The 16,420-nt window shown below is 57.4% G+C and carries 14 protein-coding genes; 4 read left to right on the forward strand and 10 right to left on the reverse strand.

All coding sequences use genetic code 11. The features are described 5' to 3' along the window. Positions 1-10: 10 nt before the first annotated feature. From BLV48_RS12195 to BLV48_RS12225, 7 genes are all read right to left on the reverse strand, one after another. Positions 11-2,416 (reverse strand): SUMF1/EgtB/PvdO family nonheme iron enzyme, encoded by a 2,406-nt coding sequence (locus BLV48_RS12195; RefSeq protein WP_091827071.1) that lies wholly within the window; start codon positions 2,414-2,416, stop codon positions 11-13. An 84-nt stretch (positions 2,417-2,500) separates the two neighbouring features. After that, positions 2,501-3,349, reverse strand: coding sequence for a 3-deoxy-8-phosphooctulonate synthase (gene kdsA, locus BLV48_RS12200; RefSeq protein ID WP_091827072.1), 849 nt, complete (start codon positions 3,347-3,349; stop codon positions 2,501-2,503). A gap of 35 nt (positions 3,350-3,384) precedes the next feature. After that, entirely contained in the window at positions 3,385-3,786 is a 402-nt protein-coding gene (locus BLV48_RS12205; protein ID WP_091827073.1) for a hypothetical protein, read from the reverse strand. A gap of 69 nt (positions 3,787-3,855) precedes the next feature. After that, positions 3,856-4,788: a GIDE domain-containing protein gene (locus BLV48_RS12210; protein WP_091827074.1), complete on the reverse strand. Its 933-nt coding sequence runs from the start codon at positions 4,786-4,788 to the stop codon at positions 3,856-3,858. Between the two features lie 3 nt (positions 4,789-4,791). Then, a complete protein-coding gene (locus BLV48_RS12215; RefSeq protein ID WP_091827075.1) occupies positions 4,792-5,364 on the reverse strand; it encodes a LemA family protein in 573 nt (190 codons plus the stop codon). 74 nt (positions 5,365-5,438) lie between these two features. Further along, complete coding sequence (locus tag BLV48_RS12220; protein ID WP_091827076.1) at positions 5,439-5,648, reverse strand: DUF2788 domain-containing protein; 210 nt, start codon at positions 5,646-5,648, stop codon at positions 5,439-5,441. A gap of 89 nt (positions 5,649-5,737) precedes the next feature. Next, the gene (locus BLV48_RS12225; RefSeq protein WP_091827077.1) at positions 5,738-5,926 is read right to left on the reverse strand and encodes a CopG family transcriptional regulator; all 189 of its coding nucleotides are present in this window, start codon (positions 5,924-5,926) and stop codon (positions 5,738-5,740) included. 120 nt (positions 5,927-6,046) lie between these two features. Here BLV48_RS12225 and dauA point away from each other — a divergent pair, with 120 nt between their 5' ends. Continuing rightward, positions 6,047-7,801 carry a C4-dicarboxylic acid transporter DauA gene (gene dauA / locus BLV48_RS12230; protein ID WP_091827078.1) on the forward strand — a complete coding sequence of 585 codons (1,755 nt, stop codon included), beginning with the start codon at positions 6,047-6,049 and terminating at the stop codon, positions 7,799-7,801. Here dauA and BLV48_RS12235 read toward each other — a convergent pair. Next, positions 7,722-10,367 (reverse strand): EAL domain-containing protein, encoded by a 2,646-nt coding sequence (locus tag BLV48_RS12235; protein WP_091827079.1) that lies wholly within the window; start codon positions 10,365-10,367, stop codon positions 7,722-7,724. The two genes, dauA and BLV48_RS12235, sit on opposite strands and share 80 nt — an antisense overlap. A gap of 196 nt (positions 10,368-10,563) precedes the next feature. Between BLV48_RS12235 and BLV48_RS12240 the strand changes: the two genes are divergently transcribed. Continuing rightward, positions 10,564-11,778, forward strand: a complete 1,215-nt coding sequence (locus tag BLV48_RS12240) for an NnrS family protein (RefSeq protein WP_091827080.1) — start codon at positions 10,564-10,566, stop codon at positions 11,776-11,778. Between the two features lie 10 nt (positions 11,779-11,788). Here the strand turns inward: BLV48_RS12240 and radD are convergent, their stop codons facing one another. After that, complete coding sequence (gene radD / locus BLV48_RS12245; RefSeq protein WP_254775030.1) at positions 11,789-13,588, reverse strand: DNA repair helicase RadD; 1,800 nt, start codon at positions 13,586-13,588, stop codon at positions 11,789-11,791. A gap of 44 nt (positions 13,589-13,632) precedes the next feature. Here radD and BLV48_RS12250 point away from each other — a divergent pair, with 44 nt between their 5' ends. After that, complete coding sequence (locus tag BLV48_RS12250) at positions 13,633-14,472, forward strand: sterol desaturase family protein (RefSeq protein ID WP_091827081.1); 840 nt, start codon at positions 13,633-13,635, stop codon at positions 14,470-14,472. On the opposite strand, the gene BLV48_RS12255 is transcribed toward BLV48_RS12250, so the two are convergent. Continuing rightward, on the reverse strand, positions 14,467-15,570 hold the full coding sequence (locus tag BLV48_RS12255; RefSeq protein WP_091827142.1) for a tRNA-queuosine alpha-mannosyltransferase domain-containing protein: 1,104 nt from the start codon (positions 15,568-15,570) through the stop codon (positions 14,467-14,469). The genes BLV48_RS12250 and BLV48_RS12255 overlap by 6 nt on opposite strands. A 104-nt stretch (positions 15,571-15,674) precedes the next feature. Between BLV48_RS12255 and BLV48_RS12260 the strand changes: the two genes are divergently transcribed. Continuing rightward, positions 15,675-16,373 carry an SDR family oxidoreductase gene (locus BLV48_RS12260; protein WP_091827082.1) on the forward strand — a complete coding sequence of 233 codons (699 nt, stop codon included), beginning with the start codon at positions 15,675-15,677 and terminating at the stop codon, positions 16,371-16,373. Positions 16,374-16,420 lie beyond the last annotated feature (47 nt).

Raw genomic sequence — 16,420 nt, forward strand, 5'->3', positions numbered from 1 at the left:
GGGGCTCCTGTTATTGCATGCTGGCCGGCAGATCCAGGGCAATCCTGAATCCCCAGCTGTTGCGGGAACTGGTGGCGGGGTGACGGTAGCGGCTTGCCGGGCGTGCGACCCGAGGAATGTCAAACCATGAGCCACCGCGTATGACTCTGTGTGTGCAGTCGCTGGTGCGCGTGGCGCTGCCATCATTCGGCGCGTTGCTGTAGTCGGGCTGGTAGCAGTCCAGTACCCATTCATCCACATTACCACTCATGTCATGCAGCCCCCAGGGGTTGGGCTTCATCGAGCCGACCGGGGCTGTCTGCTGACCACCCCATTGGGTGTCACAGCCATCACAGACGGCATATCCCTGGCCCGGCTGGTTGCCCCACCAGTAAATCGATTCGGTCCCTGCGCGTGCGCTGTACTCCCACTCGGCTTCTGTCGGCAGTCGATAGGGCTGTCCTGTCTGTTCGGCTAGCCAGCGGGTGTAGGCATTGGCATCATTCCAGCTGACATTGATGACCGGCCGAGTGCCCCGTCCCCAGCCTTCATCATCCGGCAGGGGACGGCCGGTTGCGTTGGCAAAGCGGTCATATTCCTCGAAGGTGACTTCATGACGGGCCAGGGCAAAACTGCTGCTGATGATAACCTCATGGACCGGGCGCTCGTTGTCATCTCCGTTACCATGCAAATCGCCCATGCGGAAGCGTCCGGCAGGAATGACGGCCATTTGTGGACCGAGACCGCCTTCCTGAAGCTCATCCTGGAACAGGGTCAGGTTGTCGACGGGGCGATTAGCTTCCCGCAAGGCGCTGGCTGATTCTACCCCGGCAGAAGGTTTCTCGTTGACGGGCTGCTCTGCAGCTGCGTGCAGGCGATCAAGTTCCTGCTGCTGGCGTTGGTGTGCCAGCTCAAGTGATTCGAACGCGGCCCGCAATTCACGGTTGTTTTTCATTTGCGTCAGGGCCTGAGAGCTGATTGCATCAAGCTGCCCTTGATAAAACAGCAGTGCCAGCCAGAAGCCGGCTACAAAACCAAGCGCAAAGATCAGGCCGCGCCTGGACCAGCGGCGAACCGGCTCGGGCAATTGTGTGAGTGAACGCAATCGAGTAATCAGAGAACCTGTGCCGGTTTCAGGCTCTTGTTCGGCATCGTTGGCACTGTCGTGTGGGTGTTGCTCTGGCGTGGGATTCTTCTTGTCTTTGGCAGCTGGCGTATTTTCTATGGTTTCAGCATCTGGTTCAGCCTCAGGTTTCGGTACCGGTTGGGGTTCCGGTGCAGATGTTGGCTCGGGGTCTGGCGTCGCTTCGCTTTGGGGCAGTTCCTCAGGAGGTGGGCCGACGCTGTTCTCGGTATTGTCAGAGGCAGGTTCTCGCACAACAACCGCGTCATCAGTAGCATCTGCTGCCGGCAGGTCTGGACGCTCAGTGACGGGCGCGGGTTGAGCTGGAGTGGGCTGAACTTCAGCTGCCGCCTGTTTGATCGCGGTCGCCGCTGGCGGGTCCGGCTCTACCGCTGGTGTCTCGCGGGGCGTCTCGCCGGGACTCTCGCTGCGCATGTCCGGAATCGTGCTCTGCTCCGGGCTGGTTTCGGTGGCAAACAGCTCCCGAACCAGCGCCATGCAGCTGGCAGGGCGGGGCTCTGTTTCAGGGCTCAGGGCACGGCTGAGGCTTGACCACTGTGCCTTGTTGAGCCCGCCAGGAGACTTGAACTCCTTGCGATAGCGAGCCGCTTCACCATCGGCAGGCTGAAAGGCACGCTTGCCGCTGTACAATTCCCAGGCGATCAGGGCCAGCGCGTACACGTCAGATCGGGCGGTCTGGTTCTGTGGGTGAAAAGCTTCGGGGGCCTGGTAGCTGGGATAGTCCGGCTGCTTCGGCAGCAGGCTCAGTAACGGGTCGAGAATGCTGCGCCAGCCAAAGCCAGTCAGTTTGACGCCGCCGCCTGCATTCAAAAAGATCAGGTCAGGTGCCAATAACGAGTGAGGTTTTCCCAGTTTGAGCTGGCCACTGTCCACGGCTTTAGCCAGCTGAATCAGCAGCCCCTGTTTCTGGCGATCATTGAGCTTGCGTGCCTGATTGCGTTGAAACAGGTCAGAGAGAGTTTGCCCGTCAAGGTGTTCCAGTGACATGAACTCCAGCCCGCGCCAACTGAAATAACCGTAGCAGGTGGCGATATGAGGGTGGCGCAGTGCCGAGCGCAGTTTTGTAACCAGCTTGCGCATCTGGTCGGCAACTCCTTCGTGGCGAACCAGCTCAAGGCGCAATATAAGCAGGCTGACTTCAGTGCGAGCAGCCGTGGATATATCTTCGGCCAGCCAGAGACTGCCCATAAAATGTTCGCGCTGCTTGCTGATCAGCTGAAAACGATGATGGCTGGGCCCAATGACCAGCTCTTCCTTGAGGCCTGCGTAGGCGGTTTCGATCGGGTTAGCCATCTTGATACCGGGTCCTTGCTGCAAACATCCTTATCATAGCTGACATGTGTGTGGCTTACAGCTGTGAGCTACACACTGCCTGAATCAAGCGCTGGTATCGAGTGGGTCAAATGATTTGACCAGCTCGTCTACCGCTTTCATTTGGGCCAGGTAGGGCTCCAGCTTATCCAGCGGCAGGGCGCAGGGGCCATCGCATTTGGCTTCGTTGGGGTTGGGGTGTGCTTCGAGGAACAGACCAGCGATGCCTTGAGAAAGGCCGGCCCGTGACAGTTGCGCCACCAGGGCACGACGGCCGTCGGCAGAGTCCGAGCGTCCACCCGGCATCTGCAGCGCGTGGGTGGCATCAAACATGACCGGATAGCCGAACTCCTTCATCACGCTGAAGCCAAGCATATCCACGACCAGATTGTTGTAGCCGAAGCTGCTGCCGCGCTCGCACAGAATCAATCGATCATTACCGGCTTCTTCACACTTGTGCAAGATATGTTTCATCTCCTGCGGCGCAAGAAACTGGGCTTTCTTGATATTGATCACAGCTCCCGTTGCGGCCATTGCACTGACCAGGTCGGTTTGGCGCGACAGAAAGGCCGGCAGCTGGATGATATCGCACACCTCGGCGGCAGGGGCGGCCTGATGCGGTTCGTGCACATCGGTGATAAGCGGCACGTTGAAGGTGTTTTTTACCTCTTCGAGAATTCTCAAGCCTTCATCAAGGCCCGGGCCACGAAAGGAGTGCAGAGAAGAGCGGTTCGCCTTGTCGAAAGATGCCTTGAATACATATGGAATGCCCAGCTTTTGGGTCACTTCAGCGTAGTGTTCGGCGATGCTCAGAGCAAGATCACGCGACTCCAGTACATTCATGCCTCCAAACAGAACCATCGGCTTATCATTGCTGATCTCGATGGAACCGGCACGCACAACCTTCTGCTGCATAACACCCTCTCGTTACTGGCGAATCAAAACGAGGATTATAAGCCATTCGAGGGGAAATGTGCCGCTTGATGCGCAATCCACTCCAGGGCACGTTTTTCGGACTCTTCAGCAGGCGCCTTGCGCTGGTAAAGCGTAATCTGACACATCTGCTCAAGCATGCGAGCTCTGAAAAGCTGCTCTTGGGTCAGAAAAGCGAGTTTCAGTGTGTAGTGATCGCCCTCATGCGTGCATTCAGTGACGAGAGCATTGATGCAAAAATCAGATGAAAGCGCCGGGGCGCTGATGCGCAGCCATTCACCACTGGGGTGGGGGCCTGGTGCCTTCAGGCTCAGGCCCAGTGGCAGGAGGGAGGTGCAGTCGGAAGGGGCTTTATCCAGCGGCAGCAACCTCAGCTCTATCTGATCCGGATGTTGCAGGTAGCGTTGTGGATTATGCATGATCCCAGCCTTTTGAACGGGTACAACGGGTCTGTCGGCCTTGATACCTGTATCTTGAGTGCTATTGCTTCATCCTGCCAGTAAAACCTCAAGAAAAAGCCAGAAGGCGACACCGGTCAGTGACAGGCACCAGATAGATATCCAGCGGTAGCGCCGCATCAAACGCTCTTCATCGTAAGTCGATAAGAGGTACGGTTGGCGCCGGCTTTGAGAGTCTGTCAGTACGTTCATGCTGGGTAGTTGGTGCAACTCGCGCTGCTGCGCCCTGGCTTCTTGAAGGGCTTCTTTCTGAGCCTGCTGCCACTCCTGAAGATCAATCTGGCCATCACCATTCTGGTCAAAGCGCTCGCGCAGCCGATCCGGGTTCTGCTTCCAGTCGCGCAAAAGATCACGGGCGGTGGCTTTCATATCCAGTTGATCGCGGCCACCGCCCACTGTGTGGAAACGTCCCAATGCGTAGAGTTGTTCGTGTTCGAAAATCAGACTTTCGGTATAACGGTAGTGACCACTGACACTGTTGCTGGTCAGAATCGCGGCAATCCCTTTAGCGGAAAGACCACTGGCATTAATGGAAGGAAGTTCGGTGTTGCCGCGCCAGCTTTGTTTGTGCAGGGTTGTTACTTCGGCGCCTGCTGGATCGACCAGGCAGGTGCCGGTCCCATCGTTGATCTGAAACCAGCTGTCGGAGCGGCCACTGCGGACGGTCTTCCACTGCTTGCGTTCGCCCCCGCTTTGCTTCTCTACCTTGTAGGTATACCAGACACAGGGTCGGCCCGACAGTGGGGCGCTCAGCATGCCGTTTTCACCGGCGATCACATGACCAATCAGCTCCACATATCCTTGCGGTGCTGACCGGATACGTGCGGTAGGGATGTCTGCAATCAGACGGTAGTGGCCGAGTTTACGAAATACGAACCAGAGGGCCACCAAGGCGGCCAGTGCCAGTGCAAGCAGGGCGATCAGTCGTTCCGTGGAGCCCAGGGGGCCGATATCCAGAAGCATGGCTTAGTTGAACAGTTGCTTCATATCAACATCAGCAAGTTCTGCCTCGTCAAACTCAAGCAGCTCGGCCGCCTTGAAACCGAAACGGCGCGCAATGATGACGTCGGGGAACTGTTCGATACGAACATTCAGCCGGTTTACTGAGTCGTTGTAATACTCACGGCGGTCGGCGATACCGGATTCGAGCCCGGTGATGCGGCTGTGAAGATGATGAAAGCTCTCGCTGGCGGTCAGTTCAGGGTAGTCTTCCGCCACGGCGAACAGATTGCCGAGTCCTAACCGGAGCTGGGTTTCCGCCTTGCCTAAGGCCCCCACATTGCCTGCCTCACGTGCATTGGCAACCGCAGAGCGTGCCTGCATGACGGCTTCAAGGGTTTTCTGTTCATACCCCATGTGCTGCTTGCAGGTTTCCACCAGCTTGGGCAGCTCGTCATGACGCTGCTTCAGCAGCACATCGATGTTGGCCCAGGCACGCGATACACCATGCTTGAGCTGCACCAGATGGTTGTAGAGTGATATGAAATAGAAAACGGCAACAGCAAGAACGACCAGCGTAACAATGAACGAAATATCCATGTGTGAACCTCGGAAATGATCCTTTGGCTCACACTATAAACGCATTTCATCGCGGGTAGAAATGGTGCTGATGATCAGATGCTTCCGCCACCGATGATCTCGACTACTACTGTTTTGATCAGGAAGGCGATCAGCCCAAGTCCCAGTGCGAAAAACAGAATAAAGGTGCCGAATTTGCCGGCATTGGATTTTTTGGCCAAGTCATAAATGATGTAGAAAATCGCTGCTGCGAACAGTACCAGGCCAACGTTGAGCATGATGGCTTCGATTTCTGCCAGACGCATGGACGTATCTCCAGATTTTTAAGTTGTATAAATTATGCATGATTGTGAATTGGATAAACACAGAGACTATGTAGGGGAAAATGGCGCTTTTAGAGCAGATCGTCCTTGCCGTAGACCTTTTCCTGCCATTCAGGGCCCAGCTCCTGCTCGATAAAGTCGCGGATGAACTTGCGCACCATCTGGGAGGGGGTAACGTCCTGCTCATTGCACAGGCGTTCAAAGGTGGCTTTTTTCTTGGGGTCGATCAACAGGGTGAGGCGGGCAGTACGGTTTTCCATGAAGCAGTCATTACCTTAAAGTCGAGTATATGTTAATCATATTAACATTGAATCATATTTGGGCAACCGTTAATGTGGTTGAATTGTACTCATCGCTTTACTTTCTAAAGGGAACGCCACATGTCCAGACATGCCCGGTTGCACTCGCTTTCCTTCGCCAGCGCACTGCGTGAAGTGTTTCGTGAAGGTTATGATCGCCGAGCGCTTGGACAGGATCTGCTGGCGGGGCTGACTGTTGGGGTGATCGCGATCCCTTTGTCGATGGCGCTGGCGATTGCAAGTGGCGTGCGGCCTGAGTACGGCCTGTATACGGCGATTATTGCGGGTTTTCTGATTGCGCTGAGTGGTGGGTCGCGTTTCAGTGTATCCGGGCCAACGGCGGCCTTTGTGGTGATTCTTTACCCGGTAGCGCAACAGTTTGGGCTGGCAGGGTTGCTGGTAGCGACGCTGATGTCGGCCGTTATTTTGCTGCTGTTGGCATTTGCCCGGCTTGGCAGGTTGATCGAATATATTCCCGAACCGGTGACACTGGGGTTTACCTCAGGTATTGCCATTGTGATAGCGACCCTGCAAATCCCTGACTTTTTTGGCCTGCAGCTGGCCGAGATGCCTGAAGCCTGGTTGCTCAAGCTGGCGGCGCTGGGGCAGGCCCTGCCTGCATTCGATGGCGCAACGCTACTGGTGGCGGCCCTGACTCTTGCCACATTGATTCTTTGGCCCCGTTTGCGTTTGCCGATTCCGGGTCACCTGCCTGCCTTGCTGATCGGGGTAGGCGTGGCGTGGATTGCATCAAGCCTTGGCTGGAGCGTTGAGACCATTGGCAGTCGCTTCAGCTACCTGTTGCCGGATGGTTCAACCGGACAGGGTATCCCTCCCTTCTTTCCAGAGTTTGTCTGGCCCTGGCAGCAGCCGGGTCCTTCCGGTGAGCCGCTGGACTGGTCATGGGCGCTGGTGCGTGAATTGCTGCCGGCCGCGTTTTCCATCGCCATGCTGGGTGCCATTGAGTCGCTGCTGTGTGCAGTGGTGCTGGATGGCATGACCGGCAAGCGCCACCATGCCAACGGTGAGCTGCTGGGGCAGGGGGTGGGCAATCTGGTGGCACCCTTCTTTGGTGGTTTTACCGCCACGGCGGCCATAGCGCGCTCTGCGGCGAATTACCGGGCCGGTGCACGGTCACCCATTGCTGGCATGGTGCATGCTTTGGTGGTGCTGGCAGGTCTGCTGGTATTGGCACCCTTGCTGGCATATCTGCCCATGGCGAGCATGGCCGCTCTGCTGCTGATCGTGGCCTGGAACATGAGTGAGGCACCCAAGGTGGTTCAGCTTCTCAAACGTGCGCCGCGAGGTGATGTACTGGTATTGCTGACCTGTCTGTCGCTAACAGTGCTGTTCGATATGGTGATTGCCATTTTTACCGGCATCATGCTGGCTTCGCTGCTGTTCATGCGGGATCTGGCAGGCATGACGCGCTTCACCAATATCAGTCAGCAGCAGAAACATGTGCCGGGACAGCTGCGGTCAGGCTGGCAGGTATACAAGTTGAGCGGGCCGCTTTTCTTTGCGGCCGCCGAGCGGGTGTTTGATGAACTGCACGAGCAGTGCCAGGGGGCGAAAGGCGTGGTGCTGTACATGGATGCTGTGCCGTTGCTGGACGCCGGTGGTCTGAATGCACTGGAGCACTTCATTCGTGCCTGTGATCGAGAGGAGGTTGAGCTGGTAGTGGCTGACCTGCAATTTCAGCCGTTGCGCGCGCTGGCTAGGGCCGGCATGGTGCCGGTGCCCGGGCGGCTAAGCTTTACTTCGACTCTGGTGGAGGCGTTGCAACCCTTGATAGTTGAACACGCTGCGGCTGATAGCTCTCCAGCCACGCACTAAGCTCTTCAGCCGGCAGTGGACGGCTGAACAGGTAACCCTGCATGAATTGACAGCCCTGCTGAGCCAGGGTGGAGCGCTGAGCTTCGGTTTCCACCCCCTCCGCGATCAGGCGCAACTCAAGGCTGGCTGCCATGGATATGATGGCGCTTACCAGTGAGTCACCGTAGCGGTCGGTGTTGAGGTCACGCACAAACTCTCGGTCAATCTTCAGTGTATCGACCGGGAAACGCCTCAGGTAGCTCAGGGATGAGTAACCGGTACCGAAGTCGTCAATGGCCAGGTTAACGCCCACCTGCTTGAAACCGTTGAGCCAACCGATGGTTTCTTCCGAGTCTTGCAGCAACAGCCCTTCAGTGATCTCAAGTACCAGCTGGGACGGATTAATCCGGTTGCGTTCCAGAATGTCGCGCACCACTTGGGCTTCCAGTCCCAGCTCGCGCTGGCGCTCGGAAATGTTCACCGACAGATACAGGTTCATGCCCTTGTCTGACCAGTGTCGCAGCTGGGCACAGGCCGTTTCCAGTACCCATTCGCCGATGGCGCCGATCAGACCGGTTTCTTCCGCCAGCGGAATGAAAGCGTCCGGTGGTATCATTCCTCGTTCAGGGTGATGCCAGCGCAACAGGGCCTCTACCCCGGTGATGCGCCCGCTGCGGCCATGGACCACGGGCTGATAGAACACTTCCAGCTGTTCTCGGTCCAGTGCGTGGCGCAGGTCCTGCTCCAGTGTCATCCGCTGATTGGCATGTTCCTGCATGGCAGCAGTGAAGAAGTGAGTTTGATTGCGCCCGGACTGCTTGGCCTTGTACATCGCCAGGTCGGCGTTGCGAATCAGGGTCTCGGCGGTATTGGCGTCGCCCGGGTGCATGGCGATACCAATGCTGGCACCGATGATCACTTCCCGCTCAGCCAGCAGGAAGGGTTCACTCAACTGATCTATCAGCTTGGCTGCAACATGGGCTGCGTCGGCATCCGACTTGACGTTGTGTAACAGGATCACGAATTCATCTCCGCCGAAACGGGCAACTGTGTCGGTTTCGCGCACACAGTTGTTCAGGCGTTTTGCCACCTGTTTGAGCAGATCGTCTCCGTATTCATGGCCCATGGAGTCATTGACGAATTTGAACCGATCCAGGTCGATGAACAGCAGGGCGATCATCTGTTCGTCACGGTCGGCGGTGATGATGGCCAAATTAAGTCGGTCCGACAGCAGGGTTCGGTTGGGAAGTTCCGTCAGCTCGTCATAGTAGGCCTGACGCACAATCTGAGCTTCGTCATTCTTGCGTTTGGTAATGTCCGAGAACACGGCGACATACTCACTGACCTTGCCTTCGCAGTCGTGAACCACCGAAACCGACAACCATTCTGGATAAATGGTGCCGTTCTTGCGCCGGTTCCAGATTTCGCCACTCCAGGAGCCGTGTTTGAGAATTTCCTGCCACATGTCTTGGTAAAAATGTTCGTCGTGGCGGTCGGAGCTGAGCATGCTCGGGTTCTTGCCCTGAACCTCTTCAGGGGCATAGCCGGTGATGCGGCTGAAGGCGGGGTTGATGGTCTTGATCAGACCATTCTGGTCGGCAATCATGATCGCTTCGTTACTGGTGCGGAACACCGTTTCAATCATTTGCAGCTGTTCTTCGACCTCTTTCTGCTGAGTGATGTCTTCTTTCACTGCAATGTAACTAAGGACTTTACCTGCTTCGTCCCTTACAGCGGAGATGGAAGCTGATTCCCAGAAAAGGCTGCCATCCTTGCGTCGGTTCAGCAGCTGGCCATGCCATTCTTCACCCTGCTCCACGGTGGCCCACAGGTCACTGTAAACCTCGGGCGACATCTCGCCCGAGCTGAGCATGCCGGCACTCTGTCCCAGTGCTTCCTCGCGGTTGTAACCGGATATCTGACAGAATTTAGGGTTTACATACTCGATACGGCCCCGAGTGTCGGTAATCATGACGGATGCAGGACTCTGTTCCATGGCGCGGCCCAGGTTGCGCAGCTTCTGCTCAATTTTCTGAGTATGAGTAATATCCGTACGCACGCAGGCAAGGCCGCCTTCACGGGTGCGACAATCACTGGCCATGATGGAGTGGCCGCTGTCCAAGTGTTCAATGTAGCTCTCGGCGCCGGGCTGTTCGCTGCCGATCTGTTCGCGTCGAAGCACATGGGGCTGCAGCTGGTGTTGAAAGTCGTCCCATTGCTCTAGTTGCAGCTCATCCATCCAGGGGTAGACCTGACGCCAGCGTCGGTTGCACACCATCAGGCGGCCCGCTGGGCTGAACAGGGCAAAGGCTTCCGACAGGCTCTCAACCGCATCGTGCATCCGGTCACGGGAAGTTTCGGACTGGCGGCGCAGCAACATGAAGCGACGCAGCAGGTCACCCATAAGCAGGAAGACCAGCAGGAAAACTCCAAACAGAGCAACGCCGAGGGCACGGGCATCCATGTTGGCATCTGAGCCACTGAAGTGATTGCGATCCCCGCTCCATAGGATATAGAACAGCAACAGCAGGTTCATTCCGGTCAGAACCAGCATTAGCTTAAGTGCGCGGGAAGAAACTATTCTCATTTAATCCTGTAGTGAATGAAGGGTTAAAGGGGGCAAAGTGTAGCGCCTGGCAGACTCTTTGCCATAGTTAATTCTGCCTATTTACCTAATTGTCCGTCAGTTTTGGGTGCTTGTCAGATTTTTTCCAGCCTGAATGACAAAAATAGTGTATAATAAATACATTTAAATAGTCGGATGACGCACCAGAGGTCCAGTCATGGCAGTTGTTAATCTCGAACATACACCGCGCAACCATTATGAAGTGATATTCAGCAACGGCTTTCGCCCCATGTTTACGCTGGTTGCTCTGCAGGCGTTGCTGGCACTCGGTGGCTGGCTCGCGTTCTGGAATGGCTGGCTGGCCGCTCCGGAAACACTGGGTACGCCATTGCTCTGGCACGGACATGAGATGCTGTTCGGTTTTGTCGGCGCCGCGATAGGCGGTTTTTTGCTGGCTGCAGTGGCCAATTGGACCGGGCGGCGACCGGTTCATGGCGGTGCGCTGGTGCTGCTGGTTCTGTGCTGGCTGCTGGCTCGCGCCGTTGCGTGGCTGGGTGCGGACTGGCCAGCGCTGTTCAATGCGTTGGCAGCCTCACTGTACTGGGTGGTGCTGGCAATTTTGTTCGGACGTGAACTGATAGCGTCAGGCAACCGTCGCAATTTGAAGGTGCTGGTTTTGATCGGTCTGTTTACCCTGTTCAGTCTGGCGTTTCATCTGCAGTGGCTGGCGCCTCTTGATATCCTACACCTGACTCTGGTGCTGGTACTGATGCTGCTTACATTGATTGGTGGGCGCATCACGCCAGCCTTTACCCGTAACTGGCTGAATCGTCAGTCGCCGACGCCCGAACGGTTACCGGCAGCATCTGGTCCGCTGGATGCAGCTGCGGCTGTGATGACGGCGATTTCCGGTCTGGTCTGGGTATTCTGGCCCCAGTCGATGGCTGCCGCAGTGCTGCTGGCACTGGCGGGTGGGTTGCAGCTGGTACGGGTACTGCGCTGGTGTGGCTGGCAGACGCGCTCGGAACCGTTGCTGTGGGTGCTGCACCTGGGCTATGGCTGGATCGGTATCGGCCAGTTGCTGCTGGCCGGTGGCAGTGCCGGTTTCTGGCTCTCCAGCGCCGGTTTGCATGCGCTGACCATCGGTGCCATGGGCGGCATGATCATGGCGGTTGCGTCGCGTGCTGCACTGGGGCATACCGGCCGCGCGCTAGAGTCAACGCCGATACTGACTCTGGCGTTTTTCAGCCTGCACTTGGCGGCGCTCACGCGGATTGTTGCCGCGCTCTGGCCAGCCGTGATGCCACCGTTGATTACGTTGTCAGCGTTGCTGTGGCTACTGGCCTTTGCGCTGTTCAGCTGGCGTTATCTGCCGATTCTGCTGGGGCCATCGGTCAGCTTCAGTGATCGCCTCAAGGCGGGACAGGGCTGATCCTGCCGGCTTACAGGCAGTTGGCCTTGCGGTAGCTGCCCTGATAATCAAACAGGCGCTCACGGACTTGCCAAAAGCCCCCCTTTTTTGCGGAGCGGCCTTTCTTGCCGCTCATGCGGGCGATTACGAAATCGGGTGCTGGCAGTAATGCTTCACTGGCAACGACCTCGGCTGCGGAGGTGAAGCGGCGGGGTTGTCTGCCCTGACCACAGCGGCGACCGAACAGGGTATTGAACAGGGTCTTTTGTGCGGGACGATCCATGTGGAAACGCTCCTGCAGTTCCTCCCCCTGTTCCTCGTGGTAGGTCAGCGTCACACACTCGCCGCTGGCACTGACACTGATGCCGGCGCAGCGAATCACTTTGGCGTCCTTCAGCTGCAGCGCACGCTTGAGCAGGTCATCCGGGTCGATGATCGCTTCATTGCAGCTGTGACAGCGACGGGCGGCGATGTCGTTTTCAGCCCCGCAGTGGGGACATTCCTTGAACTTGAAGCGGTAATCACACTGTTGCGGTTTTTCCCCTTCCAGCTCCAGCAGGCCCTGACAGCGGCGGCCATGGTGTTCGATCACCTGACCGCTGTCGTCTGTCTTGCCCCAGAAAATGTTGGCAAAACCGCAGCCGGGGCAGAACACCTGTACAGGCTCACTGTCGGTTGAAGGGCGCGGCGTGCCTACCTCCGGGTGGTGCAGATTAAAGCCGTTACCGGCGTAATCGATCACCAGACAGTCCCGCTTGCCCTCGCTCAGGCGCAGGCCGCGGCCCACAATTTGCTGATACAGGCTGACCGAGGCGGTGGGGCGCAGGATGGCGATAAAATCCACATGGGGCGCGTCAAAGCCGGTGGTGAGAACGGCAACATTGACCAGATATTTCAACTGGCGCACCTTGAACGCCCGAATCAGCCGTTCGCGCTCCTCACTCGGTGTGGTTCCGGTGACGATGGCGGTCTGCTCGGCAGGCAGATAACCCTGAATTTCGCGGGCATGCTCGACTGTGGCGGCAAACACCATCACCCCTTCACGCTGCTCCGCCAGTTCGGTGATCTGCTCGCAGATGGCACGGGTAACACGCGGGTGTTTCAGCAGCAGACTGTTCAGTTCTCGCTCTGGGTAATGACCGCTTGAAGAGGGTGTCAGGGCGGAAAAATCGTAGTGGGCGATGGCGGCATCCACCAGTTCGGGGGGGGTTAGATACCCCTTGCGGATCATCCAGCTCAGCGGCAGCTCATAGATGCAGCGCTCGAACACACGGGGTTCTTCGCTGCGCACAAAACCGCGGTAGTGAGTGCGGTAGATCCAGCCATAACCCAGTCGGTAGGGGGTGGCGGTCAGGCCGAGCAGTTTCAGCCCCGGGTTCTGTTGCCGCAGGTGGCCGATCACCTGTTGATACTGAGAGGTATCATCTTCGCTGACGCGGTGGCACTCGTCGATGATCAGGAGCGAGAACTGATCCGTAAAGTCCTCCAGATTGCGCGCGATCGACTGTACACTGGCAAAGGTAACCTGGTGATTGAATTCGCGTCGGCCAAGACCGGCGGAGAAAATGCCCGCTTCCAGCCCCAGGGCGGCATATTTGGCGTGGTTTTGCTCGACCAGCTCGCGTACATGGGTGATTACCAGAATGCGCTTGCGGGCCAGTCGCGCAAGCTCGGCGATGACCAGGCTTTTACCGGCGCCGGTTGGCAGTACAATCACCGCCGGGTCATCGCCGGCGCGAAAGTGTTTCAGGGTGGCGTCGACCGCTTCCTGCTGGTAGTCACGCAGGGTGAACGCGGTGTTTGTGGGGCGTTTGGCTGTCATGGCGGCCATGGTAATGCGCGGCCTGAGCAAACTCCATCGGTAGGGGGAAATGAATGACCTTTGAAGTCTGGTTACGGCTGTCGGCTTTTCTGTTGGTGCTGCTGTTGTGTGCCCTGTTTGAGCGGCGCATGCCAAGGCGCAGCTGGCGTTTTCCCAAACGCTCACGCTGGCTGACCAACCTGACCCTGACCCTGCTGAATACTGTATTGGCCCGACTGACGTTGGGTGCCTTTGCCATCACCGCCGCTATCTGGGCCAGTGATCAGGACATCGGATTGTTCAATCAGGTTGCCGCCCCCCAGTGGCTGATTCTGCTGACCGGGGTTGTGGTGCTGGATGCAGCGGTTTGGCTGCAGCACCGGGTCACTCATTGGGTGCCGCTGCTGTGGCGACTGCACAGGGTGCACCATACCGACCCGGAGCTGGATGTGACCACGGCGCTGCGTTTTCATCCGGTGGAGATCGGTTTGTCATTGCTGTGGAAGGCGTTGGTGGTGATTCTGCTGGGGCTGACACCGGCCGCAGTGATTTTGTTTGAGCTGTTGCTCAGTATCTCGGCCATTTTTACCCATGCCAACCTGCGCCTGCCTGCAGGGCTGGATCGGCGCCTGCGCTGGCTGATCTGCACCCCAGACATGCACCGCATCCATCACTCGGTGTATCAGCCGGAAACCGACAGCAACTACGGCTTTTTTCTGTCGATCTGGGATCGCGCCTTTGGCTCCTATCGCCACAAGCCCGCCGATGGGGTCGAACAGATGCGGCTGGGGCTGCTGGAATTTACCGAACCGCGTGAGCTGACGCTGGGACACTTGTTGCTGCAGCCTTGGAAAAATATCAAACGGATCAACGATAACGGGCCGTTTGAAAAGCCGAATCGGCCCGTGTCATAGAGACGGCGCGCCGCCTTGGGTCAGGGTTTCAATGACCCGACCCCAGCTCGCCTTCAGGGCAGGCCAGCCAAGATGTTCTACATCAGGTGTCCTGATCGGCTCGCCGCAGTGTTTGGAGGCCGAAAGCTCGCCCAGCATTCGGGCCAGTGCTGAGGTTTCCTGCTGCTCGGCATAGCGATATTCGGCTGCAAACAGTTCACGGTAGGCCAGTCGATCCGGCACCACCGGGCGACAGCCTGCCGCGACCGCTTCCAAAACAGCAATGCCCTGAAAATCGTGCAACGCGGTCGACAGCACCACGTCAGAGCGTTGCAGCAACCGACGATAGGCTTCGGTACTCTCGATGTGCCCCCAGCACCCCAACTGCCCGCCGGATTCAAGTCGCTGTTTCAGTTGATCGAACACCGGAGGCAACCGCCGAAACTGCTGCCCGACCACATGCAGGCGAAAATCGACGTGATCGGTCTGCAGGCGCTCCACTGCGGCCAGCAACAATTCGGGGCCCTTGTCGAACTCCCAGCGGTGATTCCAGACGATCTCCAGTGGGCCTTCAACCGGTGCGGCAGGCAGGAATACCTGCTCGGGCAGAGGAACGTGCAGCACCTCCGAGCGAGCTCGTATCTGCTCCACCAGGCCGGGAGGAACCTGATCGGGCAGCTTGCGCAGCAGTCGGTCAGCACCCTCCAGCAAGGTGTCTCGGTTGTAGCCGGAATTGAACAGCACGCGATCGGCACAGAGTGCGTTATAGAGATTCAGTATCAGGGGCTCGACACTTTGATGTTCATGCCCGGACGCAGGGTAGGCAAACTGATTTTCGTGGAAATAGACCACGCAGGGCGTCTGAGCCAGTGACGGAACAAAGCCACGCAGGCTGGTCAGGTCCACCATCGAGGTGGCAATGACCAAGTCATAGGGTTGTTGCAGACGTTCTCTTTCGCCAAAGGCCCAGCTCAGGCTGTTGCCGCGAATGCGCCAGCTGAAATAACGCGCGGGCAGGCTCAGTACCGTCCAGTCATGTTCGGGCAGAGCATTCACCAGCCCCTTGCGCCAGTACTGGTGACTGACCGCATCGTAGGCTGACAGCAGAAGAATCCGCATATCGGTATCCAAGCAGAAAAAACGCATTGTGCCAGAGGGGTGCGAACTTGTCAGACCGTGATCGGCCTGCTTGACTGAGGGTAGATGTTTCAAGGAGAGCACAGATGGCCAGAACAGTTTTGATTACCGGTTGCAATCGTGGTCTGGGGCTTGAGTTCGCCTATCAATATGCACGGGATGGCTGGCATGTACATGCCTGTGCGCGGGATCTGGTGCATGCCGAGGCACTGCAGGCGCTGGAAGCCCGCTTTCCCGAGCAAATCAACCTGCATACGCTGGATGTGAACAAGGATGGTCAGATCAAGGCGCTGGATCGTGTGCTGGATAACATCAGCATTGATTTGCTGATCAATAATGCGGGTTATTACGGTCCCAAGGGTGTGGCGTTTGGCACCCTGGAGCGTGAGCTTTGGCGACAGGTACTCGAAACCAATACGCTTAGCCCGTTGATGCTGACGCAGGCGCTTTATCCGCGCATCGCGGCCAGTGAGCTGAAGACGATTGCATTTCTCAGCAGTAAGGTTGGCAGTATCACCGATAACACCGCGGGTGGGGGGTACTACTACCGCAGTTCCAAGACGGCACTGAATCAGGTGGTGCGCAGCCTGTCCATCGACCTGTCGGGGGCCGGGGTAAAAGTGGTTGCATTGCACCCAGGTTGGGCTCAGACAGACATGGGAGGCAGCAATGCTCTGATTACGCCGGAAGAGAGCGTAACCGCTCTGCGTTCGCTTTTGAATGGGCTGACACAGGAACAAAGTGGGGACTTTATCAATTACGATGGCAGCACTCTTCCCTGGTGAGCTTTAATGCAGAGGTCTGATTGCTATGGGTTGGCCGGACAGGTAGA

The sequence above is a fragment of the Marinobacterium iners DSM 11526 genome (genome assembly GCF_900107855.1).
Taxonomy (GTDB): Bacteria; Pseudomonadota; Gammaproteobacteria; order Pseudomonadales; family Balneatricaceae; genus Marinobacterium; species Marinobacterium iners.

What these genes read in the sequence shown, in the direction of transcription:
- BLV48_RS12195 (WP_091827071.1), bottom strand. Translation starts at nt 2,416, where the DNA reads ATGGCTAACCCGATCGAAACCGCCTACGCAGGCCTCAAGGAAGAGCTG.
- BLV48_RS12235 (WP_091827079.1), bottom strand. Translation starts at nt 10,367, where the DNA reads ATGAGAATAGTTTCTTCCCGCGCACTTAAGCTAATGCTGGTTCTGACC.
- BLV48_RS12215 (WP_091827075.1), bottom strand. Translation starts at nt 5,364, where the DNA reads ATGGATATTTCGTTCATTGTTACGCTGGTCGTTCTTGCTGTTGCCGTT.
- BLV48_RS12260 (WP_091827082.1), top strand. Translation starts at nt 15,675, where the DNA reads ATGGCCAGAACAGTTTTGATTACCGGTTGCAATCGTGGTCTGGGGCTT.
- radD (WP_254775030.1), bottom strand. Translation starts at nt 13,588, where the DNA reads ATGGCCGCCATGACAGCCAAACGCCCCACAAACACCGCGTTCACCCTG.
- BLV48_RS12205 (WP_091827073.1), bottom strand. Translation starts at nt 3,786, where the DNA reads ATGCATAATCCACAACGCTACCTGCAACATCCGGATCAGATAGAGCTG.
- BLV48_RS12250 (WP_091827081.1), top strand. Translation starts at nt 13,633, where the DNA reads ATGACCTTTGAAGTCTGGTTACGGCTGTCGGCTTTTCTGTTGGTGCTG.
- BLV48_RS12240 (WP_091827080.1), top strand. Translation starts at nt 10,564, where the DNA reads ATGGCAGTTGTTAATCTCGAACATACACCGCGCAACCATTATGAAGTG.
- BLV48_RS12255 (WP_091827142.1), bottom strand. Translation starts at nt 15,570, where the DNA reads ATGCGGATTCTTCTGCTGTCAGCCTACGATGCGGTCAGTCACCAGTAC.
- BLV48_RS12225 (WP_091827077.1), bottom strand. Translation starts at nt 5,926, where the DNA reads ATGGAAAACCGTACTGCCCGCCTCACCCTGTTGATCGACCCCAAGAAA.
- BLV48_RS12220 (WP_091827076.1), bottom strand. Translation starts at nt 5,648, where the DNA reads ATGCGTCTGGCAGAAATCGAAGCCATCATGCTCAACGTTGGCCTGGTA.
- kdsA (WP_091827072.1), bottom strand. Translation starts at nt 3,349, where the DNA reads ATGCAGCAGAAGGTTGTGCGTGCCGGTTCCATCGAGATCAGCAATGAT.
- dauA (WP_091827078.1), top strand. Translation starts at nt 6,047, where the DNA reads ATGTCCAGACATGCCCGGTTGCACTCGCTTTCCTTCGCCAGCGCACTG.
- BLV48_RS12210 (WP_091827074.1), bottom strand. Translation starts at nt 4,788, where the DNA reads ATGCTTCTGGATATCGGCCCCCTGGGCTCCACGGAACGACTGATCGCC.